The organism is Erwinia psychrophila, from assembly GCF_039023475.1.
In the GTDB taxonomy this organism is placed as follows: domain Bacteria; phylum Pseudomonadota; class Gammaproteobacteria; order Enterobacterales; family Enterobacteriaceae; genus Erwinia.
This window is the reverse complement of sequence record NZ_JBCHVB010000004.1, coordinates 307,104-323,141: the sequence shown is the minus strand read 5'-3', so window position 1 is coordinate 323,141 and position 16,038 is coordinate 307,104. Positions and strand designations below refer to the sequence as shown.

General features: G+C 58.1%; 12 protein-coding genes. 6 read left to right on the top strand and 6 right to left on the bottom strand.

The window, feature by feature from the left end; translation table 11 throughout:
- The first annotated feature begins 42 nt into the window (after nt 1-42).
- The gene (malP, locus tag AAH446_RS12550) at nt 43-2,445 is read left to right on the top strand and encodes a maltodextrin phosphorylase (protein ID WP_342907015.1); all 2,403 of its coding nucleotides are present in this window, start codon (nt 43-45) and stop codon (nt 2,443-2,445) included.
- Between the two features lie 9 nt (nt 2,446-2,454).
- Nucleotides 2,455-4,542, top strand: coding sequence for a 4-alpha-glucanotransferase (malQ, locus tag AAH446_RS12545; RefSeq protein WP_342907014.1), 2,088 nt, complete (start codon nt 2,455-2,457; stop codon nt 4,540-4,542).
- A 481-nt stretch (nt 4,543-5,023) separates the two neighbouring features.
- Here the strand turns inward: malQ and malG are convergent, their stop codons facing one another.
- The 3 genes from malG to malE all read right to left on the bottom strand — a co-directional run bounded on the left by malG (nt 5,024) and on the right by malE (nt 8,751).
- Nucleotides 5,024-5,914, bottom strand: a complete 891-nt coding sequence (malG, locus tag AAH446_RS12540) for a maltose ABC transporter permease MalG (protein WP_342907013.1) — start codon at nt 5,912-5,914, stop codon at nt 5,024-5,026.
- Between the two features lie 9 nt (nt 5,915-5,923).
- Nucleotides 5,924-7,483, bottom strand: a complete 1,560-nt coding sequence (gene malF, locus AAH446_RS12535; RefSeq protein ID WP_342907012.1) for a maltose ABC transporter permease MalF — start codon at nt 7,481-7,483, stop codon at nt 5,924-5,926.
- Between the two features lie 68 nt (nt 7,484-7,551).
- Nucleotides 7,552-8,751 carry a maltose/maltodextrin ABC transporter substrate-binding protein MalE gene (gene malE / locus AAH446_RS12530; protein ID WP_342907011.1) on the bottom strand — a complete coding sequence of 400 codons (1,200 nt, stop codon included), beginning with the start codon at nt 8,749-8,751 and terminating at the stop codon, nt 7,552-7,554.
- A gap of 365 nt (nt 8,752-9,116) precedes the next feature.
- On the opposite strand from malE, the gene malK reads away from it, so the two are divergent.
- The 3 genes from malK to malM all read left to right on the top strand — a co-directional run bounded on the left by malK (nt 9,117) and on the right by malM (nt 12,539).
- Nucleotides 9,117-10,226 (top strand): maltose/maltodextrin ABC transporter ATP-binding protein MalK, encoded by a 1,110-nt coding sequence (gene malK, locus AAH446_RS12525; protein ID WP_342907010.1) that lies wholly within the window; start codon nt 9,117-9,119, stop codon nt 10,224-10,226.
- Between the two features lie 24 nt (nt 10,227-10,250).
- Complete coding sequence (locus AAH446_RS12520) at nt 10,251-11,549, top strand: maltoporin (RefSeq protein ID WP_463322806.1); 1,299 nt, start codon at nt 10,251-10,253, stop codon at nt 11,547-11,549.
- A gap of 102 nt (nt 11,550-11,651) precedes the next feature.
- Entirely contained in the window at nt 11,652-12,539 is an 888-nt protein-coding gene (gene malM / locus AAH446_RS12515; RefSeq protein ID WP_342907009.1) for a maltose operon protein MalM, read from the top strand.
- Nucleotides 12,540-12,561: 22 nt separating this feature from the next.
- On the opposite strand, the gene AAH446_RS12510 is transcribed toward malM, so the two are convergent.
- Nucleotides 12,562-13,485 carry a GlxA family transcriptional regulator gene (locus AAH446_RS12510; protein ID WP_342907008.1) on the bottom strand — a complete coding sequence of 308 codons (924 nt, stop codon included), beginning with the start codon at nt 13,483-13,485 and terminating at the stop codon, nt 12,562-12,564.
- A 1-nt stretch (nt 13,486) separates the two neighbouring features.
- Nucleotides 13,487-14,029 carry an isochorismatase family protein gene (locus AAH446_RS12505; protein ID WP_342907007.1) on the bottom strand — a complete coding sequence of 181 codons (543 nt, stop codon included), beginning with the start codon at nt 14,027-14,029 and terminating at the stop codon, nt 13,487-13,489.
- A gap of 383 nt (nt 14,030-14,412) precedes the next feature.
- Here AAH446_RS12505 and AAH446_RS12500 point away from each other — a divergent pair, with 383 nt between their 5' ends.
- Nucleotides 14,413-14,937: an RcnB family protein gene (locus tag AAH446_RS12500; RefSeq protein WP_342907006.1), complete on the top strand. Its 525-nt coding sequence runs from the start codon at nt 14,413-14,415 to the stop codon at nt 14,935-14,937.
- A gap of 597 nt (nt 14,938-15,534) precedes the next feature.
- On the opposite strand, the gene AAH446_RS12495 is transcribed toward AAH446_RS12500, so the two are convergent.
- Complete coding sequence (locus AAH446_RS12495) at nt 15,535-16,020, bottom strand: Hcp family type VI secretion system effector (RefSeq protein ID WP_342907005.1); 486 nt, start codon at nt 16,018-16,020, stop codon at nt 15,535-15,537.
- Nucleotides 16,021-16,038 lie beyond the last annotated feature (18 nt).

The window sequence follows — 16,038 nt, the reverse complement described above, 5'->3', positions numbered from 1 at the left end:
CAAAAATTTCCCCCCAATATTTCCGGACAGTGAGGGTATGTGATGCAGGTGACGTTGGATAAAACGCAATTTCTGGCCGCGCTAAAGCGCCAGTGGCAGGGCTTTGGTTTGCAACAGGCGCAGGATATGACGCCTCATCAGTGGTGGCAGGCTACCAGCGCGGCGCTCTCTGAGCAGCTGAACGCCCAGCCCCAGGAGCAGGCAGGTGAAACGCCGCTGCGTCACGTGAATTACCTCTCGATGGAATTTCTGATCGGGCGGTTGACCGCCAATAACCTGAGCAACCTCGGCTGGTACGATACGGTATGCGAAGCGCTGAAAGCGGAAGGTGTGGATCTGGCCGACGTGCTTGAGCAGGAAGTGGACCCGGCGCTGGGCAACGGCGGGCTGGGCAGGCTGGCGGCCTGTTTTCTGGATTCGATGGCCACCGTCGGCCAGCCGGCGATCGGCTACGGGCTGAACTATCAGTACGGCCTGTTTCGTCAGTCCTTCCGGCAGGGCAAACAGCAGGAAGCGCCCGACGTCTGGCATCGTGAAAGCTATCCCTGGGCTAACCATAACGCGGCGCTGGCGGTGGACGTCAGCTTCGGCGGCAAACTGATTAAAGATGCGGCGGGGCGCGAGCAGTGGCAGCCCGCCTTCACGTTACGTGGAGAAGCCTGGGATCTGCCCGTGGTCGGCTATCAGAACGGCATCACGCAGCCGCTGCGGCTCTGGGAGGCCACCGCGCCAGAGCCTTTTGACTTAGGCCTGTTTAACGACGGCGAGTTTCTTAAGGCCGAGCAGAGCGGGATTGATGCCGCGAAGCTGACCAAAGTCCTCTATCCGAATGATAACCATCTGGCGGGCAAGCGCCTGCGCCTGATGCAGCAGTATTTCCAGTGCGCCTGTTCGGTGCGGGATATTCTGCGCCGCCACCATTTTCTGGGCCGCCGTATCGAAGCCCTGCCGCAGTTTGAAGTGATTCAGCTTAACGATACGCACCCGACAATCGCCATTCCGGAACTGCTGCGGATCCTGCTGGATGAGCATCAGCTGGAGTGGGATGCGGCCTGGGATATCGTCAGCAAGACCTTTGCCTATACCAACCATACCCTGATGCCAGAAGCGCTGGAATGCTGGGATGAGAAGCTGGTTCGCAGCCTGCTGCCGCGGCATTTCTCGCTGATCAAAGCCATGAATGCCCGCTTCAAAAAAGTGGTTGAGGCACGCTGGCCCGGCAACAGCGCCGTGTGGCAAAAGCTCGCTATCCATCATGACAAGCAGGTCAGAATGGCTAACCTGTGCGTGGTCAGCGGTTTCGCCGTCAACGGCGTGGCGGCCCTGCATTCCGATCTGGTGGTCAAAGATCTGTTTACGGAGTATCACCAGCTCTGGCCGGAGAAATTCCATAACGTCACCAACGGCATCACCCCGCGTCGCTGGCTGAAGCAGTGTAATCCTGCGCTGTCGGCGCTGATCGACAGCAAGCTTGGCACCGGTTGGGTGACTGACCTGGACGCGCTGAAGGGGCTGGAAGCCTTCCTGGAAGAGGAAGATTTCCAGCAGCAGTATCAGCAAATTAAGCGCGAGAATAAGGTCAAGCTGGCGCATTACGTCCAGCAGACGATGGGGATCGCGCTGAACCCTGACGCGATTTTTGACGTGCAGATCAAACGCCTGCATGAATACAAACGCCAGCATCTCAACCTGCTGCACATTCTCTCTCTTTACCGCCAGATTCGGGATAACCCGCAGAAAGATTGCGTGCCGCGCGTCTTCATATTTGGGGCGAAAGCAGCGCCGGGCTACTACCTAGCGAAGAATATCATCTACGCCATTAACAAGGTGGCGGAGAAGATTAACAACGATCCGCTGGTGGGCGATCGCCTCAAAGTAGTGTTCATTCCGGATTATAAGGTGTCGGTTGCCGAGCTGATTATTCCGGCAGCGGACGTCTCGGAGCAGATTTCCACCGCCGGGAAAGAGGCCTCCGGCACCGGCAACATGAAGCTGGCGCTGAACGGGGCGATGACCATCGGCACCCTTGACGGGGCGAACGTGGAAATTGCCGAACAGGTAGGCGAAGAGAATATCGTGATTTTCGGCCTCACCGTCGATGGCGTGAAGGCGCTGCTGAAGAAAGGTTACGATCCGCTGAAGCTGCGCAAAAAAGATAAGCATCTTGATAAAGTGCTGAAAGAGCTGGAGAACGGTTTCTTCAGTAACGGCGATAAAGAGGCTTTCCGGCCGATGCTCGACAGCCTGCTCGCCGGCGGGGATCACTGGCTGGTGCTGGCCGACTTCGCCAGTTACCTGGCGGCCCAGGAGAAAATTGAGGCGCTCTACCGCGATGCGCAGCAGTGGACGCGCAGCACCATTCTGAATACGGCGCGAGTCGGTATGTTCAGTTCCGACCGTTCAATCCGCGACTACCAGCAGCGGATCTGGCAGGCGAAGCGCTAAGGGGGCCTTATGGAAAATCACGCACTGGAGCAGGCCGCCCTTGAAGCGGGGATCGCTTCCGGCTTTATCAACGCTCACGGCAAGCAGCAGGCGATAGCCAGCGAAACCAAGCGCGAGCTGCTGAATGCGATGGGCTGGAACACCGCCCGCCGGCCGCTGACCAGCCCGCTGCCGGCGGTCAAAGTCTTCACCAAAGGCAGCCGCTACGCGCTGCCGGTAAACGGTGAAGGCGAGTACCACTGGCATTTTCAGCAGGAAGGCGGGGCGGTGCAGCAGGGGCGGGTGAACGGCAGAATGACGCTGGCGCTCTCCGGCCGCATTCTGCCCGGCTATCACCGGCTGACGCTGACCCAGGCCGATCAAAGCTGGGAGTGCCGCGTGATCGTTGCGCCGCAGCGCTGCTACGAGCCGGATGCGCTACTGGCCGGTAAAAAGCTGTGGGGCGCATGTGTCCAGCTCTACACGCTGCGTTCCGTCCATAACTGGGGCATTGGCGATTTTGGCGATTTACAGCAGCTGTTAACGAACGTGGCGGATCGGGGCGGCGCCTACGTCGGCCTTAATCCTATTCACGCGCTCTATCCCGGCAATCCGGAAGCGGCCAGCCCTTACAGCCCCTCCTCCCGTCGCTGGCTGAATGTCATCTATATCGACGTGGGTGCAGTGGAAGACTTTCGCCTCAGCGAGGCGGCGCGGCGCTGGTGGAGTGAGCCTGAGACGCAGCAAGCCGTTGAGGCGGCGCGTCAGGCGGAGTGGGTCGATTACAGCAGCGTCATGGCGCTGAAATTACAGGGGCTGCGGCTGGCAAATGCCCACTTCTCTACCCGGAAAGCGCAGGATGAGCAGCGGCAGGCGTTTGCCCGCTTCGTCAGAGAAGGAGGCGAAAGCCTCTATTTGCAGGCGGCTTACGACGCGCTTTATGCCCACCTGGCGGCAGCGACCGGCGTGGCGCAGGGCTGGAATGGCTGGCCGGAGGCTTACCGCAACGCGCGCGGGCCAGAGGTAACCGCGTTTTGTGAGCAGTACGCCGGCGAGGTGGAGTTCTATCTCTGGCTTCAATGGCTGGCGGAAATCCAGTTTGCTGGCTGCTACGAAACCAGCCTGCTGGCGGGGATGTCTATCGGGCTCTACCGCGATCTCGCCGTCGGCGTGGTGGAAGGCGGTGCTGAAACCTGGAGCGATGGCGAGCTGTACTGCCTGAAGGCATCGGTCGGCGCGCCGCCGGATATTCTTGGCCCGCAGGGGCAGAACTGGGATTTACGGCCAATGGACCCCTGGGCGATGGTCAGCCGCGCCTACCAGCCGTTTATCGATATGCTGCGTTCAAACATGACCCACTGCGGCGCGCTGCGCATCGATCATGTGATGACGCTGCTGCGTCTGTGGTGGATACCCGCTGGCGGCACGGCGGATAAAGGCGCCTACGTTCAGTATCCCATTGACGATCTGTTAGCCATCCTCGCGCTGGAAAGCCAGCGCCACCGCTGTATGGTGATTGGCGAAGATCTTGGCACCGTGCCGGTGGAAATCATCAGCAAGCTGCGTGAAAGCGGCGTCTACTCCTATAAAGTGCTCTATTTTGAACGCGATGCGGAGTGCACCTTCCGCGCGCCACAATCTTATCCGGTACAGGCGATGGCGACGCTCACCACTCACGATCTGCCCACGCTGCGCGGCTACTGGCAGAGCGACGATCTGACGCTGGGGAAAAAGCTCGGCCTCTATCGTGATGAGACGGTGCTGCAGGCGCTCTATGCGGAACGGGCCAGGGCGCGGCAGGGGCTGCTTGACAGCCTGCATCATTACGGCTGCGTGCCGAAGGGGACGGGCCGTCAGGCGGCGTTTATGCCCCTGACGCCCGTTCTGCGGCGCGGTATGCAGCGCTACGTGGCCGACAGCGCCTGCGCCCTGCTGGGGCTGCAGCCGGAAGACTGGCTCGATATGCCGACGCCGGTAAACGTGCCCGGCACCAGCAGCGAATATCCCAACTGGCGGCGCAAACTCTCGCATACGCTTGAAGCGATGTTTGCTGACCCGGAAGTGAATAAACTGATCAAAGATCTGGATAAGCGACGCCGGAAAGTCTCGGTAAGTTAGACCGGAAGGTAAATATCAGGCGGGGTTTGATGCTGAACCCCAACTGACTATTACGGCGATGTTTTAACCCGACAGCGGACATGTGACAAGTCAGGCGAACTTCCATTTAACTGTAAGCGTATTCCTCATCATAATGACCCCAGCGCCTGGCTTCAGGCTTCGCTTTTTCTCCCGAACTCCCCTCTCATTTATTCACCAACGCTGCGCCTCAGTAGTGGCTCTTTTTTATTCCTGTTAACGTTCAGCAATGCCTGTGTCATAAATGGCTGACTGGTAGCTACAGGGGCTGTAAGGGAGTGAGGACATAGCTTTAAAGAGGCCTGGCTTAGGGGAAAATGGCCTGGCGTTGCAGGACAGAATGAAGAAGGATAAATAAAAAAGGTGGCCTTACGGCCACCAGAGACACAGGACAAACGGCAAAGACTTCTTCAAAGAACTTCTCAATAAATAATTACCGGCACTTTCTTCCTGCCCGCTGACATTATCCCTTCACGCCGCCCGAGGTCAGGCCGCCAACCAGCCAGCGCTGCGCTATCAGGAAGACCGCCGTGATGGGAATGGCGGAGAGGATGGCCGCGGCCGCAAAATCGCCCCACAGATAGTTCTGCGGATTAAGGTACTGCTGCATACCCACCGCCAGCGTGTAGCTGTTGACGTCACGCAATAAGAGCGAGGCGACCGGCACTTCGGTAATGGCGGCGATAAACGAGAGAATAAAGACTACCGCCAGGATCGGTACCGAAAGCGGCAGCAGGACCAGCCTGAAAGCCTGCCACGGCGTGGCGCCGTCCAGCGATGCCGCTTCCTCCAGCGAGTTATCGATGGTTTCAAAGTAGCCCTTGATCGTCCAGACGTGCAGCGCAATACCGCCCAGGTAGGCGAATATCACGCCGCCGTGGGTATTCAGACCGAGGAAGGGCAGGTAGATGCCCAGCCGGTCGAACAGGGCGTAAAGCGCCACCAGCGACAGAACCGCCGGGAACATCTGGAAAATCAGCATGCCTTTCAGCAGCGTGCTTTTACCGCGAAACTTCATGCGGGCAAAGGCATAGGCGCAGGTGGTTGAGAGCGCCACGATGCCAATGGCCGTGATGACCGCAATCTTGATTGAGTTCCACAGCCAGAGCATCACCGGAAAGGGCGGCGGCGTAACGCTACCGTCGGCGTGGGTGACCGGTATCCCCAGCGCCAGCTTCCAGTGATCCCAGGAGACGCTGTCCGGGATCAGGCTGCCTGTGGCAAAGTTGCCGGGCCGCAGCGAGATGGCAAAAACCATCAGCAGCGGGAACAGGATCAGCGCGATAAAGCCCAGTAATAACAGATGTGTGACCAGCAGCCTGACGCGCTGCGATTTCGGTTGAACCATCGCCATAAGAGATCCTTAATCAAATTTCATTCGTGAGGCTTTCAGGTTGATGGCCGCGAGCGCCCCAACCAGCAGGAAGATCAGCGTGGCAATGGCCGCCGCCAGGCCAAAGTCCTGCCCGCCGCCGCCTTCAAAGGCGATGCGATAGGTATAGCTGACCAGCAGATCGGTATGGCCTGCCGGCGTGGTCGTGCCGATTCTGTCCGGCCCGCCGTTGGTCAGCAGCTGGATCAGCACGAAGTTATTAAAGTTAAAGGCGAAGCTGGCGATCATCAGCGGCGTCAGCGGCTTAATCAGCAGCGGCAGCGTGATGCGGAAGAAGTTCTGAAACGGCGTGGCGCCATCCATCGCCGAAGCTTCGTAAAGATCGTCAGGGATCGCCTTCAGCAGACCCATACAAAGGATCATCATGTAGGGGTAGCCGAGCCAGGTGTTGACGATCACCAGCATGGTTTTGGCGGTCAGCGGATCGCTGAACCAGGCCGGTTTGATGCCGAAAAGCGCGGAGAGCATCAGGTTAATTTCGCCAAAGCTCTGGTTAAATAATCCTTTAAAAATCAGGATGGAGATAAATGCAGGCACCGCATAGGGCAGGATCAGCAGCAGGCGATAAACCGCTTTGCCTTTCAGCGCCTCCCACTGCACCACGCAGGCCAGCACCATGCCCACGGCCACGGTCAGAATAACGGTGAGCAGCGAGAAGATCAGCGTCCAGACAAAAATCGCCAGAAACGGCTTCTGGATGCCCTCATCCTGAAACACGCGCAGGAAGTTCTGCCAGCCAATGCTGACCGTAAAGCCGGGGCTGAGCACTTCCTCCTGCCACGCGCCCTGGCTGTCTACCTGCTGATAAAAGCCGGTCGTCATATTGGGGCGGTAGATCTTTCCGGTCTGATTGTTGGTCAGCTGGCTGCGATCCTCGCTCTGCTTATAAAGGGGCTGGGTGCCGGAAAACTGCCGCAGGGAACTCATACGCAGCGTTGATCCGTCGGGGAGTTCCGCCGCCAGCTGGCCCAGCGCCTGCCGGTTTTGCGTCACGGCGCGCAGACCTGCCTTTGCCGAAGCCGGTGCGGGCTGCGGCGTCATTTTTAGCTGCTGCGGTTCGTCAGGCGAAAAAGCAAAAGGTTCTGATACCAGCAGATCGCCGTTGTCCGGGGAGGTCAGCGTGAGCTGCCACTGTTCACCCGTGGGATAAAGCGCAAAGTTCCAGGCTTTACCCTCGCGAAACTCTCTGTCCATCAGCACGTTCTGGACGCGCTCCAGGGAGAGCTGGTGGGTGCTGCTGTAATTGGTAAACGCAATGGCGATGGTGCAGACCAGCGGAAACAGAACGAACAGGCCTATTCCCGCCAGGCCAGGATAAACATAGCGCCAGGAATAGGCGCGGCGGTTGCCATAAATAAATAAGCCGAGGCTTGAGAGAACCAGCGTCAGAATGGCAAAGAGAATTTCCCCCTGCGCATACATCAGCACAATCAGATAACCGGCTAGCAGGGCAAACAGGCCGAGGAAGCTCCAGGCGATCGCGTTGTTTATCGGCCGTTTTTTTCTGTCAGCGGTCTGGGTAAAGGGCATAGCGACAATCCTTCTCGGCACGGGATGCGCCAGGGCTGGCCCATCCCGCAGTTCAGCAGTGGCGGTGTTTATTTACTGATGCGGGTTTCCGCTTCTTTTAATGCCTGCGGCACGGTCTGACGGCCATTGACGGCGTTGATAATTGCGCTGCGTTCGGCATACCAGAACGCGCTCATTTGCGGGATGTTCGGCATGATTTCACCGTTTTTCGAGTTCGCCATGGTGGCGGCGATACGCGGATCTTTCTCCAGCTGCGCCTGGTAAGACTTCAGCGCGACGGCGCCCAGCGGCTTATCGCCGTTGACCTTGCTTAAGCCCTCATCGGTGATCAGGTAGTTTTCCAGAAACTCTTTCGCCAGCTCCTTATTCGGGCTGGCGGCATTGATGCCCGCCGTCAGGACGCCAACGAAAGGTTTGGACGGCTTGCCGTGGAAGGTGGGCAGCAGCGCCACGCCGTAGTTAATTTTACTCTTGTCGAGGTTAGACCAGGCCCAGGGACCATCGATGGTCAGCGCCGTCTGGCCTTTATTAAAGGCGGCTTCGGCAATGGAGTAGTCCGTATCGGCGCTGATATGTTTATTTTTCACGAGATCGACGATGAACTGCAGGCCAGCCTGCGATCCCGCGTTGTTGACGCCGGTATCTTTGGTGTCGTATTTGCCTTCCGCGTATTTGAAGGCGTAGCCGCCGTCAGCCGCGATAACCGGCCAGGTGAAGTAGGGTTCCTGAAGATTCCACATGATGGCGCTCTTGTCCTGGGCGCGCAGTTTTTTATCCAGCGCCGGGATCTCTTCCCAGGTTTTGGGCGCTTCTTTCACTAAATCCTTGTTATAGATCAGCGAGAGCGACTCGACGGCCACCGGATAGCCGATCAGCTTGCCATTGAAGGTTACCGCGTCCCAGGTGAAAGGGAACAGCTTGTCTTTAAACGCCTGGTCCGGACTGATTTCCGCCACCAGGCCAGACTGCGCATAGCCCCCGAAGCGGTCGTGCGCCCAGAAGATGATATCCGGCCCGTCACCGGTGGCCGCGACCTGAGGATACTTCTCTTCAAGCTTGTCCGGATGTTCAACGGTGACTTTAATGCCGGTGTCCTGCTCGAACTTTTTACCGACTTCCGCCAGGCCGTTGTAGCCTTTATCGCCGTTGATCCAGATAACCAGCTTGCCTTCTTCTATTTTGGCGAAGGCGGCGGCTGACATCGCCAGCGAAGCCAGCGCTGACAGGGCAAGGGTGCGTTGCACGACATTCTTTATGCTGAGGGCCATAATCCAGTCCTTTTATTTCCGGCGATTGCTCGCGTGACGGAGGGAGTGAGAGGGTACGGTGTCAGTGTGGGGTCAGGCCGGCCGGGCTTCATCCTCCCCCGCTCTACGCCCCCACCTTTCAGAATGTGACCCGCTTAACACAGTCGCCTCTAATGCCGCTTCTGAGGAGCAAACCGCCATCGTTTTTTGCAGCGCCGATCACGAAACCGGCTTTTAAACGGAACTTCCCGGCGGCGCAGCCCGCATCCCATCCTCCCCGTCTCTCCCCCATGAAAAACCCGGTTGCGGATGATTACGTTTTGCCGCGCAGCCCGCACTCTTCCCTTCATTCCCTATCTTTTCCGCAGTACCGACAGGAGTTCAGGATGGCGAGCGTTACCCTTAGCGGCGTCTGTAAAGCCTTTGGCGACACGGTGATTTCCAGCGACATCAATCTGGCGATCAAGGAGGGCGAGTTTGTCGTCTTTGTCGGCCCCTCAGGCTGTGGCAAATCGACCCTGCTGAGGATGATTGCCGGGCTGGAGGAGATTACCTCCGGCGAGCTGAAAATTGGCGACAGGCGGATGAATGAGGTGCCGCCTGCGGATCGCGGCATCGGGATGGTATTCCAGTCCTACGCGCTTTATCCGCACCTTTCGGTAGCGGAAAACATGTCTTTCGGCCTCCGGCTGGCGCGGACCAAAAAAGCGGAGATTGACCGGCGCGTCAGCCAGGTCTCGGAAGTGCTCCAGCTCGCGCATCTGCTGGAACGTCGCCCCAAGGCGCTCTCCGGCGGTCAGCGTCAGCGCGTGGCGATTGGCCGCACGCTGGTAGCGGAGCCGAAGGTGTTTTTGCTGGATGAACCGCTCTCTAACCTCGATGCCGCGCTGCGCGTGCAGATGCGTATTGAGATTTCCCGCCTGCATAAGCGCCTGAAGCGCACGATGATTTACGTCACCCACGATCAGGTTGAGGCGATGACGCTGGCCGACAAGATCGTGGTGCTTAACGCCGGACGCATTGTGCAGATCGGCAAGCCGCTGGCGCTCTACCACTATCCGGCCAATCGCTTTGTCGCCGGGTTTATCGGCTCCCCCAAAATGAACTTCCTGCCGGTCAAAGTCATCGCCGCAGAACCAGAGCGCGTTCAGGTGGAGCTGCCTGACCGCCAGTGGGTCTGGCTGCCGGTAGCGGGCAGTGACGTCACGGCGGGCAGCAACCTGTCGCTGGGCATTCGCCCCGAGCATCTGCTGCCGGGCGAAGAGGCTGAAATCCGGCTCTCCGGCGAGGTGCAGGTCGTCGAGCAGCTGGGGAACGAAACGCAGATCCATATCCAGATTCCGGCAATTCGTCAAAACCTGGTTTACCGCCAGAACGACGTGGTGCTGGTAGAAGAAGGTGCCACATTCGCCATCGGCTTGCCGCCACACCGCTGTCATCTGTTCCGTGAAGACGGGACGGCCTGCCGCCGGTTGCATCCCGAGCCGGGCGTTTAAAGCACATGTCCCCTACAGGAGAAGATGATGATAACTAAACGACTTTCCACTCTCGCGCTTGCAGTGGCTGCCGGCGTAATGTCCACCCAGGCGATGGCGGTAGATTTTGCCGGTTATGCCCGTTCCGGTATCGGCTGGTCCGGCAGCGGCGGCGAACAGCAGTGCTTCCAGGCCACGGGCGCGCAGAGCAAGTACCGCCTCGGTAACGAATGTGAAACCTATGCAGAATTAAAGCTGGGGCAGGAAGTCTGGAAAGAGGGAGATAAGAGCTTCTATTTTGACACCAACGTCGCCTACTCCGTTTCGCAGCAAAATGACTGGGAAGGCACCGATCCCGCCTTCCGTGAAGCGAACGTGAAGGGGAAAAACCTGATCGAAGCGCTGCCGGGTTCCACCATCTGGGCCGGTAAGCGCTTCTACCAGCGTCATGATGTGCACATGATTGACTTCTACTACTGGGATATTTCGGGTCCTGGTGCCGGTCTGGAAGATATCGATCTGGGCTTTGGTAAGCTCTCTTTCGCCGCCACTCGCAACACTGAAAGCGGCGGTTCTTTTGGCTATATCGCCGATCAGCGTGACGAAGTTGCCACTTCCAACGACGTGTTCGATGTGCGTCTCGCCGGGCTGCAAACCAACCCTGGCGGCGTGCTGGAGCTGGGTGTGGATTATGGCCGCGCCAACGCACGCGACGGCTACTCGCTGGCTGACGATGCCACCAAAGATGGCTGGTTGCTGACCGCCGAGCACACCCAGAGTATCTACAATGGTTATAACAAATTTGTGGTGCAGTACGCCGCGGATTCAATGACCTCTCCCAACACCGGAGCCGCCAACGGACACGCTAACGGCGCATCCATCAATAACAACGGCAGCATGATCCGCGTGCTGGACCACGGCGCCATGGATTTCAACGACACCTGGAGCCTGATGTACGTGGCGATGTATCAGGACACCGATCGCGACAACAATAACGGCACCACCTGGTACACCGTGGGCGTGCGTCCGATGTACAAATGGACGCCAATCATGAGTACCCTGCTGGAAGCGGGCTACGACAACGTGAAATCCCAGCGTACCGGCGACCGCAACGGGCAGTACAAAGTGACCCTGGCGCAACAGTGGCAGGCTGGCGACAGCATCTGGTCCCGTCCGGCTATCCGCGTGTTCGCCACCTATGCGAACTGGGATGAGAAGTGGGGCTATGACAGCGACGCCGGTGTGAATAATGGCCTGGCGATGAACGACAGCAGCGTCAGAACCTTCAGCCGTGGCGATGATGATGAGATCACCTTCGGTGCGCAGATGGAAATCTGGTGGTAATTCACCAGCCGTAGCCGCCGTGCAACGGTATTCAGAACGACAATAATGCTGTACTGGCTGGCGGATTTCCGCCAGCCTTCAGTAATTGAAAAGGAAACCATCATGAAAAAGACGCTGCTGTCACTCTGCCTGTCGTTAAGCCTGCTGGCCGCGCTGCCCGACGCCGCCTTTGCGGCTCAGCAGGATGCCGCTAAGGCGCCGGCCATCTCCAGCCAGACGTTACGCCAGCTTTCGTGGACGCCGCTGGTGCCGCCAGTGACGCAGGAAGTGAAGCTTGGCGCTACGGGCAGCCAGATTAATCAGGGTGAAATCCAGGGCGCCGTTGCGGCATTTTCCCTGCCCGCCGATCGCGGATCGCTGGAAATTGTCCTGACCAGCGTGGTGAGCGGCAAAACGGTTTATGCGCCTAACGTGCTGGTGCTCGACGAGCAGATGCGCCCGGCGGCATTTTATCCTGCCAGCTATTTTCCCTACGAGCAGCCCGGTATTGTCTCCAGCGATCGCCTGGAAGGGACGCTGAAGCTGACGCCAGCGCTGGGTCAGAAACAAATCTATGTGCTGGTCTATACCACGCGCCAGGATCTGGGCAAGAGCACGCAAATGGTCAACCCGGCTAAGGCCTACGCGTCAGGCGTGGGCAACGCCGTGCCGGACATTCCCGATCCCGTCGCCCGTCATACGCCAACGGGAACGCTGAGCCTGAAGGTGACCGCCGAGCAGAAATCCGGGAACGTGATGATTGGTCAGTTCCTGCCGTCGTCTGGTGCGCCGGCAGCCGCGCCGGTGGTGGTGGGCAGCACCCAGCCAGCCGCCGCGCCAGCTAAATCCGCGGAGCCGATGCTGGATGATTCTGAAGCTTACTTTAACGCCTCCATTAAAAAGGCCGTCAGGGCGGGGGATGTGGATAAGGCACTGAAATTACTGGATGAGGCTGAACGCCTGGGATCGAAGACGGCCCGCCAGACCTTTATCGACAGCGTGAAGCGTTAAGATCGTTTGCCGCGGGCGGCGGTCAGAACGTTGCCCAACGCAGCTGGGCGCGGCGCAGCTGACGCGAAGAGGAGAATCCTGCCGACAGCGCCGCTTTTTCTGCACCTTCTCCCTGTTGCAGGCGCTGTCGCGCAATCGCGATCCTGAGCTGCTCGTGATACTCCCTGACGGTGATGCCGAGGTGCTGGCGAAACAGTCTTGTCAGATGCCTGGCGCTGACGTGTACGCGTCTGGCGACCTCCTCTAGCGGCCACTCCTGTTCCGGTTGCTGAATTAATAAATCCTGGGCGCGATGAACGGCCGGATGCAGATGGTTACGATAGCGCAGCCAGGGAGAAAGCTGCGGATCGTCGCCCGAGCGGCGAAACCAGACCACCATTTCACGCGCCACGTCCAGCGCCAGCGCTGCGCCACAGAGGCGATGGATCAGATGCAGAGAGAGATCGATGCCTGACGTGATCCCCGCGCTGCTCCAGATGCCGCGATCTTCAACAAAAATACGGTTTTCTCTGACGATAGCAGCAGGATCGGCGGCTTTCAGCCGCGCGATGACCTCGTGATGGGTTGTACACTGTACGCCGCTCAGCAGACCGCTTTGCGCCGCCAGCAGCGAACCGGAACAGATACAGATCAGCGTGATATCGCCGCTGAGGATTGCAGGCTGGATACGTCTCAGCCAGCGGCGCGCGATATCGGCCTGCGGCGTGGCAAACGCCACGCGCGAGTCGGCCGCGCCCGGCACAATCAGCAGGCTGCCGGAAGGCAAACTTTCCGGGAGCGGGGTTATCTGCGCCACCTGCATCTCCGTTGAGGTGAGAACGCTCTCCTCCGGCCCGATGTAGTGCAGGCTGAAGGCGTCACCGGCCAGCTTCAGGGTTTCCGCCGGACCGGTGATATCAAGCATCATCACGCCGGGCAACGTTAAAAACCACACCGGAATGGTCATGTCAGGTAAGCTCCTCCAGGCACGCCTCAACGGTGCGGATCGCGGCGAAGCGGTTTATTAACACGCTCTCCGTCCGGTGCCGCAGATCGGCGATGCTCAGCGTAATACCATTATGGGTAATCGGGAACGTCAGCGTGGCTTCGGTCACAAAGGTCACGCTGTAGCCCAGATCCGAGGCGACCCGCGCCGTGGTTTCGCAGCACTGCTCGGTGCGCAGGCCGCAGATAATCAGATGCGTCGCCATCTGGGCGCGCAGCCATTCATCCAGCCCTGAGTCGGTCAGCGCATTGTGCACGCGCTTATGAACGGTTTTCGCTGCCTGGTGGTGGAGAAAAGGCAGGCGCTCAACCAGTCCCGACGCCAGCGAGAACGGCCCATCCTCTTCCACATGAAAAACGTCCACCACGGGAATATCGCGCATGCGGCAGCCTTCGATCAGCGCGCTGAGACGCTCTTCAAAAGCGGGTGTCTCCGCTGTCCTGAGGTAGCCACGATGATGGAAGGACTGCTGGGCGTCAATCACTAAAAGTAAGGTCTGGGCCATTTCTGGACTCCTGCAAATAAGTTGAGAAGCCATAGTGGCGCGGATCGGCAGGCATAAGAAGGCCAAAACCGGACAGGCTACTACCGTAGAGAGACAGGTTGCGATAAAGCGCCATAATGGGATGCCGGGAACACGCAGGAGACAGCGACGGCTGGTCTTTCTGAGGAGACAGGCAGGTAAAGAACAGGCGAAAGGCATCTCTATCAGCCAGGTCACGCTTACCTGAAGCTTCGCGCTGACTATTAACCCTCTGCCCAGTGGCGTGACCGGCCGCATGGAGAAGCAAATTGCCTTGTCGCAGGAGAAGAGATAGTGTTTCCCTCTGGGGAGAGAACAATTTTCGCTCCCGTTTCATGATGTTACTTTTTCTCACCGGAGAAACTATGAGTAAATCTACTATCGCACTATTTTCAGCCGTGCTGGTGAGCACAATGCCGGTGATCTCTTCGGCCTGGGCCGAAGGCGAACAGGCTGCGGTTTCCCAGAGCGCTCAGGCCGGTAACCCTGCCGTGCCCGCGCCACAGATTGAGATGCCCGAATCATCCGCGCGGGCGCCCGATGCCGACGACGACGGTTCTGCCAGCCCGGAGACTCCCGACGCCGGAGAAGCCCCCCAGTCTCAGCAACCTTCGGCCATCAATCCGGACGGTGAAACGGCACCAGCACAGCCGAAAGGAAAGTATGACAAAACCTCCTTTTTCGCCGACTTCAAACAGTTCCATATCGGTGATATTGCGCCAGAAAGCTACCGCCAGCCGCACTATAAGATTGGGGAGTGGCAGAAAAGGCATCTGACGCCGCCTGAAGAGGGCAGCCACTGGACCTATATGGGCGGGGATTACGTGCTGATTACCGATGCCGAAGGCAAAATTTTGAAGGTGTTATCCGGCGATATCATCTATCAGTAATTTACCCGTCATACTTCAGACGGCAGATGCGTTGGCTGCGCTCACTCACCCGAATCACTTACTGAAGTAAGCTCATCGGGATTCCCTCACTTGCCGCCTTCCTGCCGCCTGAATTATTTAGGGTAAAACGCCCGTCATACTTCAGACGGCAGATGCGTTGGCTGCGCTCACTCATCCGGGTCACTTACTAAAGTAAGCTCACCGGGATTCCCTCACTTGCCGCCTTCCTGCCGCCTGAATTATTTAGGGTAAAACGCCCGTCATACTTCAGACGGCAGATGCGCTGGCTGCGCTCACTCACCCGAATCACTTACTGAAGTAAGCTCACCGGGACTCCCTCACTTGCCGCCTTCCTGCCACCTGAATTATTTAGGATAAAACGCCCGTCATACTTCAGACGGCAGATGCGCTGGCTGCGCTCACTCACCCGAATCACTTACTGAAGTAAGCTCACCGGGACTCCCTCACTTGCTGCCTTCCTGCCGGCTGAATTATTTAGGGTAAACAAAAGGACCCATGCAAGATCCTTTTGTGTCCGATGGCTTTCGTTGTCAGAAAAATTACGAACTTTTGGGACAAGTTTCGAAAGTCATTTGTCTACGCTGTGGGGCGCTCATTCCAGGCGTCATGAACGAGCAGATTGCCGTCTTTATACAGGTGGCTTATCTTCTCATAGTTCAGTGCGATCTCTTCCATGTGCCCTGTACCCGGACATCCCCGCGTATCATGCATGACCGGGCTGACTGAAATCACTTTCACATTTTCCAGCGTGATCCGGTAATACTCCACTTCCTGCCCGGCATCATTAATGTGATAAAAGCGAAATTCAGCAGATTTTAGCGTCTGGCCCGTTGCCGCAGCCTTAAAGAGATAGGGAGAAGAACTATCAAGTTCTTTGGTGAACTGAAAAGGTGAATGTTGACGGGTTCCCGTAACCTTGCCTGTCATAGGGTCTGTGGGAAGGGTTAAGTTGTGATGCAATCCTCTGAGTTCCACGCTTCCTTCGCGGTCTTGCACATCGGAAGAACCACGAATTACTGCGCCGCCATCATCGGTCAAAAATAAGTGAACGGGTACAGCCATTTTAAGCTCCTTGCTTAT